Source organism: Achromobacter sp. 77, assembly GCF_020541125.1.
Lineage (GTDB): Bacteria > Pseudomonadota > Gammaproteobacteria > Burkholderiales > Burkholderiaceae_B > Achromobacter > Achromobacter mucicolens.
The window spans coordinates 1,927,076-1,944,928 of the sequence record NZ_CP059848.1; the positions used below are offsets into that span (position 1 = coordinate 1,927,076).

Annotated in this window: 15 protein-coding genes; 7 read left to right on the forward strand and 8 right to left on the reverse strand. The window is 65.6% G+C overall.

The window, feature by feature from the left end; genetic code table 11:
* Together H4P35_RS08890 and H4P35_RS08895 are read right to left on the reverse strand one after the other, a co-directional pair.
* Positions 1-804, reverse strand: a complete 804-nt coding sequence (locus H4P35_RS08890; RefSeq protein ID WP_226848672.1) for a BPSS1780 family membrane protein — start codon at positions 802-804, stop codon at positions 1-3.
* 64 nt (positions 805-868) lie between these two features.
* Positions 869-1,837, reverse strand: a complete 969-nt coding sequence (locus tag H4P35_RS08895; protein ID WP_152383934.1) for a homoserine kinase — start codon at positions 1,835-1,837, stop codon at positions 869-871.
* A 218-nt stretch (positions 1,838-2,055) separates the two neighbouring features.
* Between H4P35_RS08895 and dusA the strand changes: the two genes are divergently transcribed.
* Positions 2,056-3,036 carry a tRNA dihydrouridine(20/20a) synthase DusA gene (dusA, locus tag H4P35_RS08900; RefSeq protein WP_056315760.1) on the forward strand — a complete coding sequence of 327 codons (981 nt, stop codon included), beginning with the start codon at positions 2,056-2,058 and terminating at the stop codon, positions 3,034-3,036.
* Positions 3,037-3,070: 34 nt separating this feature from the next.
* Here the strand turns inward: dusA and H4P35_RS08905 are convergent, their stop codons facing one another.
* Both H4P35_RS08905 and H4P35_RS08910 read right to left on the reverse strand, forming a co-directional pair.
* Positions 3,071-3,529 carry a CBS domain-containing protein gene (locus H4P35_RS08905; protein ID WP_056315762.1) on the reverse strand — a complete coding sequence of 153 codons (459 nt, stop codon included), beginning with the start codon at positions 3,527-3,529 and terminating at the stop codon, positions 3,071-3,073.
* A 37-nt stretch (positions 3,530-3,566) separates the two neighbouring features.
* Positions 3,567-4,880 carry a YihY family inner membrane protein gene (locus H4P35_RS08910; RefSeq protein WP_056315765.1) on the reverse strand — a complete coding sequence of 438 codons (1,314 nt, stop codon included), beginning with the start codon at positions 4,878-4,880 and terminating at the stop codon, positions 3,567-3,569.
* Between the two features lie 17 nt (positions 4,881-4,897).
* On the opposite strand from H4P35_RS08910, the gene H4P35_RS08915 reads away from it, so the two are divergent.
* From H4P35_RS08915 to H4P35_RS08925, 3 genes are all read left to right on the forward strand, one after another.
* On the forward strand, positions 4,898-5,269 hold the full coding sequence (locus H4P35_RS08915; protein WP_056315766.1) for a DUF2069 domain-containing protein: 372 nt from the start codon (positions 4,898-4,900) through the stop codon (positions 5,267-5,269).
* Positions 5,266-6,753 (forward strand): YdiU family protein, encoded by a 1,488-nt coding sequence (locus H4P35_RS08920; RefSeq protein WP_226848674.1) that lies wholly within the window; start codon positions 5,266-5,268, stop codon positions 6,751-6,753. Before H4P35_RS08915 ends, H4P35_RS08920 begins: the two co-directional genes overlap by 4 nt.
* A gap of 212 nt (positions 6,754-6,965) precedes the next feature.
* Positions 6,966-7,685 (forward strand): response regulator transcription factor, encoded by a 720-nt coding sequence (locus H4P35_RS08925; protein WP_043518814.1) that lies wholly within the window; start codon positions 6,966-6,968, stop codon positions 7,683-7,685.
* A gap of 24 nt (positions 7,686-7,709) precedes the next feature.
* Here the strand turns inward: H4P35_RS08925 and H4P35_RS08930 are convergent, their stop codons facing one another.
* Complete coding sequence (locus tag H4P35_RS08930) at positions 7,710-9,173, reverse strand: sensor histidine kinase KdpD (protein ID WP_226848676.1); 1,464 nt, start codon at positions 9,171-9,173, stop codon at positions 7,710-7,712.
* 62 nt (positions 9,174-9,235) lie between these two features.
* Positions 9,236-11,209, reverse strand: a complete 1,974-nt coding sequence (locus H4P35_RS08935) for an EAL domain-containing protein (RefSeq protein ID WP_226848677.1) — start codon at positions 11,207-11,209, stop codon at positions 9,236-9,238.
* 534 nt (positions 11,210-11,743) lie between these two features.
* On the opposite strand from H4P35_RS08935, the gene H4P35_RS08940 reads away from it, so the two are divergent.
* From H4P35_RS08940 to H4P35_RS08950, 3 genes are read left to right on the forward strand one after another with little or no spacing between them, the layout of a single operon-like run.
* On the forward strand, positions 11,744-13,126 hold the full coding sequence (locus H4P35_RS08940) for a bifunctional diguanylate cyclase/phosphodiesterase (RefSeq protein WP_226848678.1): 1,383 nt from the start codon (positions 11,744-11,746) through the stop codon (positions 13,124-13,126).
* Positions 13,127-13,162: 36 nt separating this feature from the next.
* Positions 13,163-14,233 carry a chorismate synthase gene (gene aroC, locus H4P35_RS08945; RefSeq protein WP_226848679.1) on the forward strand — a complete coding sequence of 357 codons (1,071 nt, stop codon included), beginning with the start codon at positions 13,163-13,165 and terminating at the stop codon, positions 14,231-14,233.
* A 38-nt stretch (positions 14,234-14,271) separates the two neighbouring features.
* Positions 14,272-15,111, forward strand: coding sequence for a M48 family metallopeptidase (locus H4P35_RS08950; RefSeq protein ID WP_062842088.1), 840 nt, complete (start codon positions 14,272-14,274; stop codon positions 15,109-15,111).
* Positions 15,112-15,181: 70 nt separating this feature from the next.
* Here the strand turns inward: H4P35_RS08950 and H4P35_RS08955 are convergent, their stop codons facing one another.
* Together H4P35_RS08955 and H4P35_RS08960 are read right to left on the reverse strand one after the other, a co-directional pair.
* Positions 15,182-17,143, reverse strand: a complete 1,962-nt coding sequence (locus H4P35_RS08955; RefSeq protein WP_180100844.1) for a LapD/MoxY N-terminal periplasmic domain-containing protein — start codon at positions 17,141-17,143, stop codon at positions 15,182-15,184.
* A gap of 17 nt (positions 17,144-17,160) precedes the next feature.
* Positions 17,161-17,844 (reverse strand): transglutaminase-like cysteine peptidase, encoded by a 684-nt coding sequence (locus tag H4P35_RS08960; RefSeq protein WP_056315781.1) that lies wholly within the window; start codon positions 17,842-17,844, stop codon positions 17,161-17,163.
* Positions 17,845-17,853 lie beyond the last annotated feature (9 nt).

The window sequence follows — 17,853 nt, forward strand, 5'->3', positions numbered from 1 at the left end:
TTATGCCTGCGCGCCGTTGCCGTTGTCGAGATGCGTGCTGGAACTATTGATGCCGAACACGGAGGTGTAGGCCGGATAGAAGCTGCAGTAAAGCACGCCACCGGCGGCAATATTGAACGGAATCTGCAGCGTGCCGGCCATCTGCGGCGACAGGCCGACGGCGACCAGCAGCCCGGCGCACAGGTCGATGAACAGGAAGACCATGATCCAGCAGACCCCGTAGACCAGGAACGGCAGCTTGTTGCGCCAGCAGGCAATGCCGGAGAAAAACAGGGCTTGGGTCAGGCGCAGGCCGTGCCAGGCGACCAGCACGGGTGCATGCCAGAACAGCGCCGCGATCACCACGTAGCAGATCGCAAACAGCATCAGCGGCAGCGCCATGGCTGACAGGATCGGTTCCATGCTTTTTTCGACCGAGGCGATGCGCATGCCTTCCATCATGGCGTCGGAGAAGGGCAGGAAGATGACCAGGCCCATCACCAGGCAAAGGCCGGCATACAGCACGCCCATCAGGAAGAGCTTGCGGAATACGCCCGGCTGCTTCAGCGGCTTGCCCCACATGGAGGGCAGCATGATGCGATCGGCCTCGACATGTTTGCACGCGGACAATGTCATCAGCGTGATGATGGGCATCAGGGCCACGACGAGCATCGGGCCGACTGGCGGCGTGGCCGACGCAAAGACGACGAGCAGGCTGATGGCCATGGCCCAGGTGAACATGGCCAGGGGCTGCTTGCGGAACAGGCGGAATCCGTCGCGGACCCAAAGCCAGCCGGACGTCGCGGGTAGAAATGCTGCTTGCATGGCTCTCTGAAGGGGGAGATCTTTCAAAAAGGGGGCGCTATTCCCATTATGGGGGGCGTAGCGATTACGGCAAGACGGGCAGTTCCGAGCGGTGGCGCGCTTGCAACACTCTTTCGAAGTGGCGCGGGTCGTGCGGCTTGAGCGTCTGCGCGGGGCGGGGCAGGAAGAAGTCATACAGCCTGGACAGCCAGAAGCGCAAGGCTGCCGCCCTGAGCATCTGGGGCCAGACTTCGCGCTCGGCGTCGGTGAAGGGGCGAACCGAGGCGTAGGCGGCCAGCCAGGCCTGCACCAGCTCCGGGATGAATTCGCCGGTGTCGCGCTCGATGCACCAGTCGTTGACGCTGACTGCCACGTCGAACAGCCAGGTGTCGCAGCCCGCGAAGTAGAAGTCGATGATGCCGCCCATGAGCGGATTCTCGAACGTGCCGGCAAACAGGACGTTGTCGCGGAACAGGTCGCAGTGGGCCGGTCCGCTTTGCAGGGCCTGCCAGGCGGGCGTCTTGACGGCGGCCTGCTGCGCGGCCAGTTCCGAGGTCAGCAGCTCGGCCTGGGCCGGGCTGAGAAAGGGCATGACCTTGGGCGCCGTTTCCAGCCACCAGGAAAGCCCGCGCAGGTTGGGCTGGTGGATCGGGAAGTCCTGCGCCGCGACGTGGGCGCGGGCCAGCGTGGCGCCAGCGAGCGCGCAGTGGGCGGGCCCCGGGGCAGGCTCGTAGCCGCCCGGCAGGCGTGACACGATGGCGCAAGGCTTGCCGTGCAGGGTGGTCAGCCGGGTGCCGTCGCGCAGGGTCTGCGGCTGCGGCACCGGGATGCCGCGCTCCGCCAGGTGATACATCAATTCGATGTAGAAGGGCAGTTGGGCGTGCGTCAGCACCTCGAACAGCGTCAGGACATATTCGCCACGCGTCGTGTGCAGGAAATAATTGGTGTTCTCGATACCCGCCGTAATGCCTCGAAGCGAGACAAACTCGCCCAGATCGAAATGCGCCAGCAGGGCGCGCGCGTCGTCATCGGATACGGGGGTGAATACGGCCATGGATCTTCGGTATGAGGGTTGAACGGACGCGCGCACGGGCGTGCAGGGTTGCGGCGCCGCAATTTTAGACCACATGGCGGGCGGCCTTCGGCAGCGATTCGGCCACGGGTGCCCGGGCCCGGCGGGCACAATGTCGCCAAGCACCGTAAAATACCGCATCCCCTTGTTTTGTAGAGTGATTCTTGGACTCCCCCGACTGGCGGCTCTGCGTCGCCCCGATGATCGACGTCACCGACCGCCATTGCCGGTACTTTCACCGGCTGCTGGCGCCCCGTGCCCGCCTGTACACCGAAATGATCACCACCGGTGCGCTGCTGCATGGCAATGTGGCCCGCCACCTGGACTTTGACGAAGCCGAGCATCCGGTCGCCTTGCAGCTTGGCGGCAGCGAGCCCGATGCGCTGGCGCATGCGGCCAAGCTTGGCAAGCAGTGGGGCTATGACGAAATCAACCTGAATTGCGGCTGCCCGTCCGAGCGGGTGCAGAAGGGCGCGTTTGGCGCCTGCCTGATGGCCGAGCCGGCGCTGGTGGCCGACTGCATGAAGGCCATGCAGGACGCCGTGGACATCCCTGTCACGGTCAAGCACCGCCTCGGGCTGGACTACGACGAATCCTACGAGTTCGTGCGCGACTTTGTCGGTAAGGTCTACGACACGGGTTGCCGCGTGTTCATTGCGCATGCGCGCAACGCGGTGCTCAAGGGCTTGTCACCCAAGGACAATCGCGAGATTCCGCCGCTGCGCTACGACGTGGTCGCGCAATTGAAGCGTGATTTTCCGGATTGCACGTTCGTGCTCAATGGCGGACTGGCCGATGCCGGGCAGTCGGTGCAGGCGGCCGAAACCTTTGACGGCGTGATGCTGGGCCGCGCCGCCTGGCATACGCCGCGCGTGTTGTCCGAGGTTTCCATGCAGCTGTGGCCGTCGGTGCGGCTGCCCAGCGATGCGCAGGTGGTGGACGCCATGACGGAATACGCCGCGCGGCAGGTGGCCAAGGGCGTGCCACTGCGCGTGATGACGCGTCCGATGCTGGGGCTGGTGAACGGGCAGTCGGGCGCAAGGCGATGGCGGCGGATGCTGTCGGATCCGGCCCTGCTGGCCGCGAATAATCCGGAACTGATTTATGACGCGTGGCGCAGCCAGCGTCATGCGCCGGGCGCGCGCGACGCCACGCGCGAGGCCGCGCCCGCCGGGATGTAGATCCGCAGCCGGCGCCGCAAGGGCGCCGGCTGGTTCAGGACTGGGCCGGTTCCGCGCTTTCGGCGGGCCAATCGCGGATGTAGGCCTTCAGCATGTTGTTTTCGAATTGCTGAGCCGCCACGATGGCCTGCGCCATGTCGTAGAACGAAATGACGCCCATCAGGGTGGGGCCGTCCATGACGGGGATATAGCGGGCGTGTTTTTCCAGCATCAGGCGCTGGACTTCGTCGGCGCTGGTGTTGGGCGAAACGCTGACCGGCGCGTCGTCCATGATGGATCTGATGGTGGTATCGCCGGCGCCGCCATGCGCGTGCATGTGGCGAATGATCTCGCGGAACGTGAGCATGCCGGTCAACGTGCCGAATTCCATGATGACCAGGGAGCCGATATCCTGCTCGCTCATGGTTTGCACGGCCTGGGCCACGGGCATGTCCGGCGACGCCGTGTAGAGCGTATCGCCCTTGACGCGCAAAATCTCACTGACCTTCAACATCGGTATCTCCTGGGGGCGGACTGCGCCCTATGCTTTGCTATTTCTTGTTCGCTTCCAGTTGCAGCACTGGTGCGACGCCATTTCCGGTATTTTGCGCTTCTCCGCAGAGTTCTTCCAGCGTTGGCGTGGTTTGCGGCGAATTTACGGACGATGCGATGCGCAGGATGTCGGGGTCGTTGCGCACGCGCGGCTGGCTGCGGTCCAGCAGGAAGCGATCCACGACCGGCGCCAGCGAGGTCTCGCGCGCATCGCACGTCAGCATCCAATTGTCTTCCGGGCTGCGGGTGGCCAGTCCCATCGCGCTCAGCGTTTCCAGGACTTCGTTGAGCTCGTCCTGGTGCAGCCGCAATTCCGAGGCCAGCAAGCTGGCGGACACCCCGCCCGGCGTGGAAAGCTGCGCTCGGCGCAGCGCGCGCAGGGCGTCCAGCGCGTCGACGAACGAAGCGCCGGGGTAGCGATTGATGTGCCAGCGGCCCAGCCGGATGAGCGGCGCGCTGGAGGCAAGCGTTGCGCCTAGCAAGACGGCCAGCCAGGACAGGTAAATCCACAGCAGGAAGATCGGGAGGGTGGCGAAGGCGCCGTAGATGACCGTGTAGGTGGGAAACCGCGTCAGGTAGAAGGCGAACGCGGACTTCATGATTTCCAGCACGATGGCCGTGACGCAGCCTCCGATCAGCGCATCGCGCCACAGCACCTCGCGGTTGGGCACGACGACGAAGAGCGCCGCAAATCCCAGGCCGGTGAGCACCAGGGGGATGAACGAGACGGCCACGCTGATGACTTCGGGCACGTCATTGATCAGCCCCAGCGATTCGCGCGCGACGAACGAGGTGGCCCACAGGCTGGCGCCGGCCAGCACGGGGCCCAGCGTGATGATGGCCCAGTACACCAGCGCTCGTTGCGGCAGGGGGCGCTGGCGCGAGACGCGCCAGATGTCATTGAACGCCTGGTCGATCGTCATGATGAGCAGCAGGGACGTGACCAGCAGGAATGCCCCGCCAATGGCGGTCAGGCGCGAGGCCTGGTGCGCGAACTGGTTCAGGTAGTCCATGATGTTGTCCGACACGGACGGCGGCATCAGGCTGGTGGTGAGGAAGTCCTCGAGGGCAACCCGGAACTCCTGGAACACGGGAAACGCCGTGAACAGCGACAGCACCACCGCAAGCATGGGAACGATGGCGAGGACGGTGGTGAAGGTCAGGCTGGAGGCGACCTGCAGCAGCTTTTCTTCGTTGGCGCGTTGGACGACGAAACGAAATACGCGTCCGGTCCTCGCGACCCGGGAAATGCGCGAGGTTGGTCGTTCTTTGACCGCCGGCGTAGCGGCGGCGGGCTCGGCGGGGCGATTCATCAGGCGATAATAGCAGCATGAATCCCGAACTCAACCCCCGCCTGCGCCTCGTGGCCTCGGTTTCATTGTTTGCCCTGATCGTGCTGTGCGTCGCCTGGGAAACCGTGGTGGCGCCTGTGCGGCCGGGCGGTTCCTGGATGCTGCTCAAAGCCTTGCCGTTGGCGTTTCCGCTGCGCGGCATCGTGCGCGGCAATCTCTACACCTACCAGTGGGCGGCCATGCTGTCGCTGCTGTATCTGATGGAAGGCGTGGTGCGCGCCATGTCGGATCCGGCGCCGCTGTCCGTCCTGATGGCGTGGGGCGAAATCATCCTGTCCACCACGTTTTTCCTCAGCGCCATTTTCTATGTGCGGCCCGCCAAGCGCGCCGCCCGGAGGCAACGCGCATGACCGCCCTGTCCCTGTCCGAACTGCAAGCCGTCAACTCGTTTGCGGCCCTGCCCGAGACCTTCTACACCCGGCTGGCGCCGCGGGGGCTGGACAATCCCCGCCTGCTGCACGCCAATTCGCAGGCCGCCGCCCTGATCGGCCTGGATCCGTCGGTGCTGACCACCCCCGAATTCCTGCAGGTTTTTTCCGGCACCCAGCCATTGCCGGGCGGCGATACGCTGGCTGCCGTCTATAGCGGCCACCAGTTCGGCGTGTGGGCGGGGCAATTGGGCGACGGACGGGCTCATCTGCTGGGTGAAATCCAGGGGCCCGCGGGCGCCTGGGAACTGCAGCTCAAGGGCTCCGGCATGACGCCGTATTCCCGGATGGGCGACGGCCGTGCGGTGTTGCGATCGTCGGTGCGCGAGTACCTGGCCAGCGAGGCCATGTTCGGGCTGGGCGTGCCGACCACGCGCGCCCTGGCATTGGTCGTGTCCGATGATCCGGTCATGCGCGAGACCGTCGAGACGGCGGCCATCGTGACCCGGATGTCGCCCAGTTTCGTCCGGTTCGGCTCGTTCGAGCACTGGTCGTCGCGGCGTCAGCCCGACCTGCTCAAGACGCTGGCCGATTATGTGATTGACCGCTACTACCCCGCAAGCCGCGACGTGCAGGCGGGCGAGCCCGCATCCGAGACCGCGCCATACGTGAATCTGCTGCGGGAAGTCACCCGGCGCACGGCATTGCTGATGGCGGATTGGCAGGCCGTCGGGTTCTGCCACGGCGTCATGAACACCGACAATATGTCCATCCTGGGACTTACGCTGGATTACGGCCCGTTTGGTTTCATGGACGGTTTCCGGCTGGGGCATATCTGCAACCACTCGGATACCGAAGGACGTTATTCCTGGAACCGGCAACCTTCCGTGGCGCTTTGGAATCTGTATCGGCTGGGCGGCAGCCTGCATATGCTGGTGCAGGACGCCGATGCCTTGCGTGCCGTGCTGGATGAATACGAATCCATTTTCACGCGCGCCTTCCACGACAAAATGGGCGCCAAGATGGGATTGGCGGCTTGGCAGCCCGACGACGAGGCGCTGCTGGATGATCTGCTCAAACTGATGGACGCGAATCAGGCGGATTTCACGCTGACGTGGCGACGCCTGGCCGATGCGATACAAGGCCAGCGCAGCGGATTTGTGGATTTATTTATCGATCGGCCCGCTGCCGGCGCCTGGCTTGACCGACTGATTTCCCGTCATGGCGGGCAGGGCAGGTCGGCCGCGGACACGGCGGCCGCCATGAATGGCGTCAATCCGCTATATGTACTGCGCAATCATTTGGCCGAACAAGCGATTCGCGCGGCCAAGGTTGGCGATGCCAGCGAAATCGATACCCTCATCAAACTGCTGCGCAATCCCTATGTGGCGCAGGACGGCTATGAACGCTACGCCGGTTTGCCGCCGGATTGGGCTGGCGGAATCGAAGTGAGCTGTTCGTCTTGAGTGCGATTTTGCGATATTGTCGGTGGCATTAATCTGGCTGGAAGCCCGGCATTAAGAAAAAGCTTGGGTAAAAAGGTGAAATATCGCCGTTTTTTTCACTGCAATCATTCGTTTCTAATGTAAAAGTCGTAAGATTGCCGGCTCGGGGGCATTTTTTTTGCGTGGGCGCTCCAGGGTTTTTGTCGACAATTTCAAGGTAAAGCACTCTGAATATGCCTGGTGCAGATGGTTTGCTATGTATTGGTCTGCTTGAGGACGACGCCGATTTCCGCGAGGAACTGGCGTTAGGCCTGGGCGGCTATGGCTTTCGCGTGGCGTTTGCTTGCGACAATGCGGTCGCGTTCTACCGCCGGCTGCAGGAGCAGCCCTGCGACATCGTCATCCTGGACGCCCATCTTCCCGGCGAAGACGGTTTTTCCGTCGCGACCCGCCTGCGCGCCCTGAGCCCCGTGGGCATCGTCATGCTGACGGGCCGCAGCGCCCTTGAGGACCGCGTCCGCGGCCTGGAAGGCGGCGCCGACGTCTACATGACCAAGCCGGTGGACCTCCTGGAGCTAAGCTCCGTCATTCGCAGCCTGGCGCGCCGCATGCGTCTGGCCAAGGCGCCGCGTCCGGCCGATGCCGAAACGCGCGCGTCGGCGGACACGAACTGGTCGTTGCAGGACGGCGGATGGATTCTGGTGGCGCCGGACGGCGCCTCGCTGCATCTGAGCGCGCAGGAACGGACGTTCCTGGTGGCGTTGATGGACGCCGCGGGCAGCGCCGTCAGCCGCCAGGCGCTGGCCGAACTCTTCCTGCCGGACAGCCCGGGCGGGTTTGAGTTGCGTCGTATCGACGTGCTGGTGAGCCGTCTGCGCGCCAAGGCGCAAAGCGCGGGCCTGAAGCTGCCGGTGTTGTCGGTGCGCGGCCAGGGCTACGTGTTCGCGGCCTGATCCAGGCCGCCGCCCGGGCGGCGTCTAGGCCGTCGGGCCGTTTGAGGGCAGGGTGATGACAAAGCGCGTGCCCACGCCCACCTTGCTCTGCATCGTCAGCGATCCGCCCTGGCTTTGACAGATGCGCCGGGCCAGATACAGGCCGATACCCATGCCTTGGGTTTCGCGATGCGCGGACCGCCGAAAGCGCGGCTCGAAGATGCGGGCCTGTTCTTCTTCTTCGATGCCGGGACCACGGTCCACGACGGCCGCCCAGGTCATGGGTGTTTCGCCGATGCGCGTGTGCCCCGTTTCGATCCGCACGGGCTCGTTGGCCGGCGAATACTTGATGGCGTTGTGGATCAGGTTGCGTACGACCACGCTGGTGAGCGGCCGATCGCAAAAGACCGGTTGCGGCGCTTGCGCTTCAAGCACCAGCGCGTGCGCGGTATCCGGCCGCATGGCGTTCACCACGTCGCGCACCAGATCGGCCATGTCGGTCTGTTCGCCGCGGGGGCTCCAGGCGTGTTCCTCGAGGCGGTCCTGGTTCAACAACTGGTCCATCAGTTCGGTCATCCTTCCGACAGACCGGTGAATGCGCGCCAGCCGCGTGTCCACGGTTTCGCCGCTGTCCGACAGAATCATGTCCAGGGATTGCGCGGCGGCGCTGATGGTGGCGAGCGGCGCGCGCAGCTCGTGCGAGATCAGTGCGTTCATCTGCCGCTGCGCGTCCAGCGCGCCGGCCAGTTCCGCCAGCCGCAGTTCGCCTTGCGCCACATGTTCGGCGTCGGAGCCGGCGCCGGTCTTGCGGGCGGACGCGGCGGTATTGGAGGCGTCCAGGGCAACCCAGAGCAGCGCGCCCGACACCAACATCAGCCTCAGCACTTCCATGCTGGCGCCCGCGGCGTCCGCGCCGCCAGCGTGCCAGGCGTCGTGTCCCAGAACCCAGGCAGATACGGCATAGGCAAGCGCCAGCGTCAGGCTGGCCGGGCGGCCGGCGCGCTGCCGGATCGCGCTGGCCACAAACCAAATCGCCAACGGCACGCTGAGCGCGGCGCACACGCCAGCGATGGAGGCGGGCAGCACGCCGGATTCGGTTTCGTACACAAAGATCAGCGCCAGGGCGGCCAGCCCGGACAGCAAGATGCTGATCCACCGGCATGCGGCGCCCAAACCGGCCGCAAGGCGTGATCCCCGCAACAGCGGCGCGGTCAGGGCAAGCAAGGCGGCGTAGGACGCGGCCTGCAGCGCGCCGGGCGGCATCAGCTCGGGCAGGGAGCGGAACAGTCCTTCGAGCAGCGCGAAGATCATGCCCGCCGCGAACAATGCGTTGCGGGTGTGCGCCCAGGCCACGCCGCACGTCACCGCGCAGGCGATCGCGACGCCCGCAGTCATGCCGGCGTGCAGGCCGTGGTATCCGGCATTCAGTCCGTAGGCAAGCGCATGGGCAGGCCAGAAAAGGGCGCATAGCAACAGGCCGAATCCCGGCCAGACGGATGTCCGGAACACGCCGGGACGGCTGGGGCGCAGGTGGCGAAAATGCCAGCGGGTGCGAAGAAACAATCCTTCCGTCAACTAGGAACCCATTGATGATTGTGCGCGAGGTCTTGCGCGTGGGCGGAGTTTACGACAGCGCTGCTTATCGCGCGGACGCCGATTCCCTCCAAGATGAGCTGCGTGGCGGCGTCCGGCACGTCGGCCGCATGGACCGACATGCCGAGCGTCATCGCGGTGGCGACGACGGTAGCGGCCAGATGCTGGCTGCCGGGACTATGGAGCAGGCCGCTGATGAAGCTGCCGCTCAGCGTCACGTACGAAACCGGGAATTCGTGCAGGTGCTCCATGGCGCCGAACTGCTGCGACAGCCGCGATACGCCGACCCGCCCGCCGGCGCCGGTGACGATGTCGCAGAGCTGGCGCACGTCGGCGCCTTGTTCGACGAGGCCCGCGGCTTCGACTTCCAGGATCAGCCGGCTCGACAGCGTGGGCCGGTCGGCCAGCATGCGTTCCAGGCGTCCGAAAAATGAGCCTTGAGCAAGCGTGGCAAGCGACACCGGCACGGTCAGCGCGCCTTCATGCGTGAACAGCCAGTCCAGGCCCAGGCGAATCGCCTGGATATCGCATTCGGCAGACAGCCCCAGGCGTACGGCGGGCGGCATGAAGATCGAGGCAGGCACGGGATCGGTGCCGGACAGGTCATGCAGCGTCAGGCTGGCCTCGTGCTGGAGCAGCGCGCCGGTCAGGTCGTGCAAGGGTTGGGCCGACAGCGAGAACCGGTGCTGCTCCAGCGCCGTGATCAACGCGTCGTGCCAGCTGTATTCACCGATGCGGGTGCTGTCGGCGGCCTGGCTCGCCGGGGTGATCTGGTCGTCATCGGCGCTTTCGGCGCACATCAGCGCGTGGTCCAGGCGGGCCAGGATGTCGCTCATGTTGTCGCCCGGCGCGAATGCGGCCATGGCCAACGCCCAGCGGCACCAGCCGAACTTGTCCATGGGCACGCGCAGCGACCGCAGTTCGCGGCGCACGCGCTCGGCCAGCACGCTGGCTTGCGGCGCCGAGGTGCGCGGCAGCAGCAAGGCGAAATCCGATCCGCTGATGCGCGCAATCAGCGTCCCGGGGCCGCCGAATTCCTGCACCAGCTTGCGCAGGCGGTCCGACGAGGAGCGCAGCCACTGGTCGGTGAAGGCGCGCGACAGGTGGCGGTTGATCTGCGCCAGATCGCGTTGGCGGAACATGAGCAGATGGCCGCCGGCGTCATCGGATTTGTCGGCCAGCGCCAGCCGGAACTGGTCGACGAAATGCTTGCGGTTGGACAGGCGGGAGATGGGATCCCGGTAGATCTCGCTTTGCAGCGATTCGATGCGGGCATTCTGTTCCTCGACCGTGGCGGCGACGCGGCGTTGCGCATCGACTAGCGCCTGGTCCACGCCCGGCACTTCGCATGAGCCGGTCAGCTGCGAGTCCGCGCCCGGCGCCAGCGCGCGCACGCGCTCGCAGATGTCGCGGGATGTGCGGGCTTCGATCCAGCGGACAAGGTTCGTCGCGAAAAGCGCCCAGAATGCGGCGGCCGCCAGCACCAGGCCCAGCACCCGGACGCCGCCTTGCCACAGGGTGTCGCGCGCCATCCGCGCATCGGCCTGCACCGTCAGGACGCCCTTGGCCTGGCCGCCCGGAATGACGAAGGGCCGCGACACCGCGGGCGCCTCCATGTTCAGCCACGCGGCGCGCCAGTCGGACTCTTGGCCGGGACCGGCCGCGGGTCCGGTGCGGCGCTCCACGCGGATCGCGTTCCCTTCGTTCGTGATATTGACCAGCGAATACAGGCCTTGGCCAAACAGCTGATCGGCAAGTTCGATCTGCTCTCGATGGCTGCCCGTGCTGTGCGACAGCGCCCAGGCGAGCGCGTTGGCGCCCGATTCGCTTTGCTGGGCAAGCTGGGTATTCAGATAGCGATGCGCCGCCAGCATCCCCAGGGCTTGCGCGCCGAGCAGGATGAAGCCGATCAGAAGGGCAGAGCAGAAAAGCAGCCGGCGTAATGTGGACATGTACTTGCGAGTCCCTGTCTGGGTATACGCGGCAGCGGACGCGGGCAGGTGTCCACTGCGGCTTCAACGGGCATCAGGCGGCAAGGGCGCCTGCGCGGGATAAAAAAACCTGGCTATCAAACGTGACACACGTTACGAAACGACCGTCAAGGATGCGGATGCGGGAAACAGAGGTTGTCACAGAACGCACAGAATATTACGAAATCCTCGGTCATATCAGACAAGGTGTGTAATTATTTCGCTCGTGAGAATGGTCCGGGTGAGAACTATTGAGACACTGCGTATTAATTTTTCGGGTTGCGGTGTCGTAGATGGACCGAGGCATGGCGAAAGGACCGGCCAGCGATCGCCGTCCAGGGGCCCCGCCATGACCGAAGCGAGCAACAAGGATCCAAGGAAAGTCCGGATAAAAGGGGCGCGTTGCCTCCGAAATGTGGCGTTTTTTTGCGAAAACAATGCATAATTTAAAATATGTTACAGCCCCCGGGCCCGTGGTCGGGCCGCAACGCCGGGGGCTTATGGATAGGGGGCTCCGTGCGTGAGAGTTACCTGCTCGCACTGTGCCTGACGCTCGCGGGCGCACTTGCAGCGATCAGTCTGCTGTTCTTCCGCCGCGAGCGCGCGCTGCGCCGACGCCTGACGCGGGATGAACTGACCGGCCTCCTTAGCCAGCAGGAGCTGCATCGTCGCGTGCGCGCCTGGCTGGGCCAGCCGCAGGGCACGACCCGGCGCGGCGCTTTTTTTCTCGTCAGCTTCGAGCACTATGCCCAGATCAGCGCCATGCTGCGGGCCGGTGAAGATCAGGCGCTGCTGGTTCAGGTGGCCGATCGCATCAGCCTGGTTGCCCGCGCGCTCGGGGGCATGGCCGCACGCACCGGGACCGACTCGTTCACCGTCTGCGTGCCCGGCGTTGACGAGGAGGGCGCTGCCCAGGTGTCTGCCAAGCTGCTGGCCGACCTGAGCGTGCCTTATGAACTGGGCGCCCGTCCCCTTATTGCCGTCTTTCGCATCGGCGCCGCTCTGTACCCGGCCCACGGCCGCAGCGTCGAGGAATTGCAGCGCTGCGTGCAGGTCGCGATGGTGCCGCTCAAGGATCAGGGTGGCCAGGGGTGGAATCTCTTCGACTTCCGGCTGCTGGCACGTCAGCGGGACCAGCAGGGCCTGGAAAACGACCTTCGGCTGGCCCTGACAACGCCGGCCATGGAGCAGTTCGAACTCTATTACCAACCGGTCTGCGACAGTGCGAGCGGCGTGGTGCAGGGGTGCGAAGCGCTGCTGCGCTGGCATCACCCCGTACTGGGCAGCGTGTCGCCCGCCGTGACGATCGAGCTGGCCGAACGCAGCGGCCTCATCGTGCCGCTGGGCGCCTGGATCCTGGAGCGAGCCTGCTCGCAGGCGGCGCTATGGCCGGCTGCGTGGCGCGTGCACGTGAATCTGTCGGTCAAGCAGATGAACGAGGACGGGCTGGTTCAACTGGTGTCGGACGTGCTGGCCGCCACCCGCCTGTCGCCTTGCAAGCTGGTGTTGGAGATCACCGAATCCATCTTCATCCTGCACTACGAGCGGCATGTGAAGATCCTGAACACGCTGCGTGACATGGGTATCGGGGTGGCGCTGGACGACTTCGGGTGCGGCTATTCCAGCCTGAACCATCTGCGCCATCTGCCCATCGACTGGGTCAAGATCGACCGCAGCTTTATTTCCGCGCTGGAATCGGACGCCGGCAGCCGAGAGGTGGTTTCCGCCCTGTTCGGCTTGTGTCAGGCGATGCACCTGCCGGTCGTGGCCGAAGGTGTCGAGACGGAAGGCCAGCGCGAAATCCTCAAGTCGCTGGGATGCAGGGTGATGCAGGGTTTTCTGCTGGGACGGCCTGCGCCGGCCGCCGAAATCCAGGCTTTGGCTGCGGCGGTGTCATAATCGGGGTTGCTTGCAAACCCGACCTGTTGACTCCTTATGCCCGGCAATACCCTAGGTACTCTCTTTACCGTCACGAATTTCGGCGAATCCCACGGGCCGGCCATCGGTTGCGTCGTGGACGGCTGTCCCCCGGGGCTGGCCCTCACTGCGGCCGACGTCCAGTTCGAACTGGACCGCCGCCGCCCGGGCACCTCGCGCCATGTGACGCAGCGCCAGGAAGCCGATCAGGTCGAGATCCTGTCCGGCGTCTATGAAGGGGTCACCACCGGCACGCCCATCGGCCTGCTGATCCGCAATACCGACGCGCGCAGCAAGGATTACTCCAATATCGAGGACACCTTCCGGCCCGGCCACGCCGACTTCGCTTACTGGAACAAGTTCGGCGTGCGCGACCCGCGCGGCGGCGGACGATCGTCGGCCCGCCTGACCGCGCCCACCGTGGCGGCCGGCGCCATCGCCAAGAAGTGGCTGTCCGAGCACTACGGCGTCAAGGTGCGCGGCTACATGAGCCAGCTCGGCCCCGTCGCCATCCCGTTCGTTTCGTGGGACGAAGTGCCCAACAATCCCTTTTATGCGCCCAACGCCGAGGTCGTGCCCGAACTGGAAGCCTACATGGACCAGTTGCGCCGGGACGGCGATTCCATCGGCGCGCGCATCGAGGTCGTTGCCGAAAACCTGCCGGCCGGCTGGGGCGAACCCATCTATGACCGCCTCGATGCCGACATCGCCCACGTCATGATGGGCCTGAACGCGGTCAAGGGCGTCTCCATCGGCGCAGGCTTTGACTGCATCACGCAGCGCGGCTCGGAACACGGCGACGAAATCACGCCCGATGGCTTTCTGAGCAACCACGCCGGCGGCGTGCTGGGCGGCATCTCCACCGGGCAGCCCATCACCGTGTCGCTCGCAATCAAGCCCACTTCCAGCATCCGCGTCGAGCGCCGCTCGGTCAACCGCGCCAACGAGCCGGTGATGGTGCAGACGCTGGGCCGTCACGACCCCTGCGTCGGCATCCGCGCCACGCCGATCGCCGAGGCGATGCTGGCGCTGGTGCTGATCGACCACGCGCTGCGCCATCGCGGGCAGTGCGGCGCCGCCGCGGTCTGATACGTTTTTCCGTTGTTGAAAATGGCTTGGAGGCCGACATGAAACAGAAGCGTCATTTTCTGCGCAATGCCGGAGCCGTGCTGTCGCTGGCCGTGCTGGCGGGCTGCACCGGCATGAACACCACGCAGTCGGGCGCCGTGGGCGTCAACCGCACCCAGTACATGTCCAGCATGGTGCCTTCGCAGGCGCTGGAACAGGAAGCAACCCAGCAATACGCCGAGATCCTGCAGCAGGCCAAGTCCAAGGGCTTGCTGGACAAGGATGCCAAGCAGGTGGCGCGGGTGCGCGCCATCTCGCAGCGGTTGATCGCGCAGGCGGGCGTGTTCCGTCCGGATGCCACAAGCTGGAAATGGGAAGTCCACGTGCTGTCCAGCGACGAGGTCAACGCCTGGTGCATGCCCGGCGGCAAGATCGCGGTCTATACCGGCCTGATCTCGAAGATCAACCCAACCGACGATGAGCTGGCTGCGGTACTGGGCCACGAGATCGCCCATGCGTTGCGTGAACACGCCCGCGAGCGCGTGTCCCAGCAGATGGCTACCAGCCTGGGCCTGCAGGTGTTGTCCATTGCCACCGGATCGTCGGCGGCGTCGGACCTGGGCGGCGAATTGACCAATGTGATGTTCACGTTGCCCAACAGCCGCACGCACGAGACCGAAGCGGACCGCATGGGTGTTGAATTGGCCGCCAGGGCAGGTTACGACCCGCGTGCGGCCGTGACGCTGTGGCAGAAGATGGGCGCCGCCAGCCAGGGCAGCGCACCGCCCGAGATCCTGTCCACCCACCCCTCGGCAGCCTCGCGCATCAGCGACCTGCAAACGGCGGCGCAGAAGGTGATGCCGCTTTACGAGCAGTCCAAGGGACAAGCCGCGCGCTGATCGCGCGGGGGGCGCGGCGCTCCGGTTGGGGCGCCCGCCGGCTTGCCGGGCTCAGCCCGGACCGTCCCGCTTACTCCACGCTCGCCGTCTTGACGCCCTGGCCTCGCATGATGTCGATGCCCAGCCCTTGCAGGATGCGTTGGGTTTCCGCGTCCGGCACGTCTTCCGCATAGACGGCAATCCCCAGCGACCGGGCCGTTTCCAGCACCGAGGCCGTGAGCTGCTGGCTGCCCGGGCTTTGCGACATGCCGCCCACGAAGCCCCCGCCCAGTTTCACGTAGGACAACGGCAGCGTGTGCAGTTGCGCCACCGCGCCGAACTGCTGCGCCAGCCGGCGCACGCCGATATGGGCGCCGAACTCCGCGGCGACGCGGGCAAATGCAGTGATCTGCTCGTGGCATTCCACCAGGCCGTGCGCGTCGATTTCCACGTACAGGCGGCGCGCAAGCGGCCGGTTTTCGGTTAGCAGCAACGCAAGCTGGCGCAGGAACTTCTGGCCGCGCAGCGACGGCAGTGACACGCGCACGGCGAGCTCGCCCGCGTGGCTGGCCAGCCATTCCAGGCCCAGCCGCACCGCTTCCAGATCGCACTCGGCCACCAGGTCCAGCCGCACCGCCGGCGGAATGAATAGCGTGGCGGGAATCGGCTCCTGATCCGGGGCAGTGCGCAGCATCAGCATGGCTTCGGTGCGCACGACGCGTCCATTCAGCGCCAGCAGGGGTTCGGTCGACAGCTCGAAGTGACGGCCTTCCAACGCCGTCTGGATGGCGTCCTTCCAGGCGCGCTCGCCGGCTTCCGACGGCGAATGCGTGTCCGTGGCGCCCGCGATGACGACCTGGTCGTTGCCGGCGCTTTCCGCGCGCATCAGGCCGAAATCCAGGCGGGCAAGCACGGCGCCGGCCTGGCTGCCGTGTCCATAATCGGTCATGGCCTGCGCCCAGCGGCAAAGATGACCTTCGCCGACGGGAATGCGCGAGGCATGCAGGTCGGCCCGGACCTGCTCGGCCACCATCATGGCCTGGGGCGCCGCGCAGCCCGGCAGCAGCAGCGCAAAGTCCGATCCATTCAGCCGCGCCAGCATGGGCGCGGCGACGTGCATGCGTTTGAGCGTGCCTTGAATGCGTTCGCAGGCGGTGCGCAGCCACTGATCGATGAATTCGCGCGGCATGTGGCGGTTCAAGTCGGCCAGGTCGCGCTGGCGGAACACCAGCACATGCCCGCCATCGATCCGCGACGTTCCCGCCGCAGGCCGGGTTTCCAACGCGCGACGGAACTCGTTGACGAAGTACTTGCGGTTGGGCAAGCCGGTCACGGGGTCCTGGTTCAGCTCCAGTTCCAGCGACTCGATCTTGGCGTTCTGTTCTTCGACGCTGGCGTGAATGCGCTCGCGCGTCTGGTTCAACGCCTGCACCACGCCGGACAGTTCCGGCACCCGCGCCTCGACCTGCTCGCCCGGCGCATCCCGGCCGATGCCGCGGACGTGGTCGCTGATTTCGCGCAGCAGACGGTTCTTGATCCACCCGACCAAAACGAAGGCGAAGATGGCCCAAAGGATGCCCGCGCCGACCACCAGCGCAATCATCTTCAGGCTGCTGCGCCACAGGGCTTCCCAGGCGTAGGCATCGTTGGCGATCAGGGTGACTTCGCCAATCTGCCGCCAGCCGTCGCTGACCGCATGGCTGGCCGCCTGGCTATCCAGCGGCGCCAGCGCCTGGAACCACGCAGGCACCGACGCGGCAGTGGCGGTCGACCGGCGTTCGATCAGCACCTTGCCGTCGGGATCGGTCAGGCGCACCAGCGAAAAGTGCCCGCCATCGTAAAGCGCGGACACCAGCAGTTCCTGCACGACCGGGTCGTTGTTCGCCGGCTGCGACAAGGACAGGGCCAGCGATACGGCCGCGTCGGTGCTTTGCACCTGAAGCTGGCCCGACAGGTACTCGCGCGCCGAGTTGACGCTGAGCGCCAGCGTTCCCAGCAAGATGACGCTGATGGCGAGGGTCACGCTGAGCAGTAGCTGTCGAAGTATGGACATAATCTTGTTTCCGGACGTCAGGGGCGGATGCCTTCCCGTTCCATGCGTTGAAGGAGGTCGCGCCAGCGGCTGAGGCGGTCGACAGGCGCGGCCGCCTTGCCGTCCACGTAGACGCCGTCGGCGTTGAAACTGAACACCGGCGTCAGGTCGCGCCGCTGCGTGGCCGGCAGGATGGTTGAAATCAGGCTGTCCAGCACAAGCGGGACGGCATTCGGGGTTTCGTAATAGCCCAGCACCATGTGGGCCACCTGGCTGCTGCTGGCCGCGCCGCCGATGCGGGCGCGCACGTAGATGAAGCGCAGCTTGTTGGCCGGCACCCCCATGGAGAGCAGGGTGAAATACTTGCCGATGACATAGTCTTCGCAATCGCCGGCGCCCCGGCCCAGCGACTCCAGCGGCGTGGCCCAGTAATCGGCCTGCTTCCAGATGATGGAGTCCTCGCCGGAGAGCAGGGCGCGGTTCCAGAAGTCGTTGGCGACGGTGAGGCGGTCGCGATCCGATGCCGGAGCGGGGCTGCGCAGCAATTGCAGCCAGTTCGATACGGACTTTGCGCCCTTGGCGCCGTAGCGGCTGGCGGACAGGCTTTGCAGCCTGTCCGTGTTGATCTCCAGCGCCGAGCTGCCGCTCCACCCGCAAGCCAGGCATAGCAGCGCCACACGGCACAGAGTCAGCGCGCTACGAAAACGGCGGGTTGGGGGCATGAAACGGAT